We start from the raw sequence: 1,408 nt of genomic DNA, 5'->3' as shown, positions 1-1,408 counted from the left end.
CTAGTAGTGCTTCGTTAGGTTCTGGGTCTGGTTCTGTTGGTGGTGAGGGGTTGGCCGCAGGTGGTGCAGGTGCCGGTCCAGCACCTCAGCAGGTCCTGGAGGGCGTCCAGGACCTGGTAGAGAGTCAGGCCGGCATTGGGGCTTTTGGGTCGAGCCGTCGCAGGGTGAGGAAGGCCTGGGCGGCGGTGACGAGGGTGACGTGGTGGTGCCAGCCGCGCCAGGTGCGGCCTTCGAAGTGGTCCAGGCCCAGGCCGTGTTTGAGCTCGCGGTAGTCGTGCTCGATCCGCCAGCGCATCTTCGCCCACCGCACCAGGTCGGCGACCGGGGTGGTGGCGGGCAGGTTGCTCATCCAGTAACCGGTCGGCTCGTCGGCTTCTTCGGGCTGTTCGACCAGCAGCGTCCTCACGGGCAGCACGCCGTCCCAGCGGTTGCGTCCGCCTGCCTGTTCCTGGGCGGTGCGGGAGGCTTCCTTGCCCGAGGGCCGTACCTGGATCGCGGCGAAGTGCGAGGTCATCGTGCCTTTGCTGCCCTGCCGCCAGGTGACCTGTTCGAACACAGCCCCCTCCAGGAGGCCCGGCAGCGGGCGGGGCGCCTCGCGGTATCGGGCCAGGGTCGGCGGCCCCAGGCCGCCGTAGGCCGGCTGATACGGCTCGGCGCCGGCAGGCCGTGCGACCTCCTTCGGGTCGACGGCCATGACATAGGACCAGCCGCGCTCTTCCAGCGCGAGCCGGAAGGAGACGCTGCGTCCGTAGCCGGCATCGGCCACGATCACGGGCACCTTCAGGCCCTGCGAGGCCAGCCGGTCCAGCAGCCCCAGAGCCAGCCGGGTCTTGGAGGCATGCCCGACCTCTTCGGGTATCCCGGCCCGCTGCCGCCGCCGGTCGTCGTGCACCCATTCCTCGGGCAGGAACAGCTCCCACTCCAACGGGCACGACGCCGCGTCGGTGGCGGCGTGCACACTGACCGCGACCTGGCAGTTCGCCCGCTTACCCAACGCTCCGCAGTACTGCCGGGCCACCCCGACCGAGGCAGTGCCGCACTTGGGAAACGACACATCATCGACGACCCACACCTCGGGGCGGATCGCCTCGCACAACCGCTCGGCGATCCGCCGCCGCACCGGAAGCGGATCCCACGGCGACTGGTTCACGAACTGCTGCAGGGCCTGCATGTTCCCGTCCGGCAGCCGCTCGGCCATCGGCTGGATCGACTTACGACGGCCGTCCAGCATCAGTCCCCGCAGATAACAAGCGCCCCACCGCCGCTGATCCCGCCGTGGCAGCGACGCGAACACATCGGCAACGAACTCCGATAACTCACCCCGGAGCCGTTCCACCTCCCCCAGCCTCATATCGGAGAAGATGCCCACCACCAGGAAAGATCACACGACGTAACGAAGCACTACTAG

1 protein-coding gene is annotated in these 1,408 nt (G+C 68.7%); it reads right to left on the bottom strand.

The annotated features are described in order from the left end of the window. Positions 1–124: 124 nt before the first annotated feature. Positions 125–1,351: an IS701 family transposase gene (locus ACZ5DC_RS40545; RefSeq protein WP_468661498.1), complete on the bottom strand. Its 1,227-nt coding sequence runs from the start codon at positions 1,349–1,351 to the stop codon at positions 125–127. Between the last annotated feature and the right edge of the window lie 57 nt (positions 1,352–1,408).

The organism is Streptomyces sp. NPDC031445 (assembly GCF_055581365.1).
Note: the sequence above shows the minus strand (reverse complement) of the source record. Positions and strands in the feature narration are given on the sequence as shown.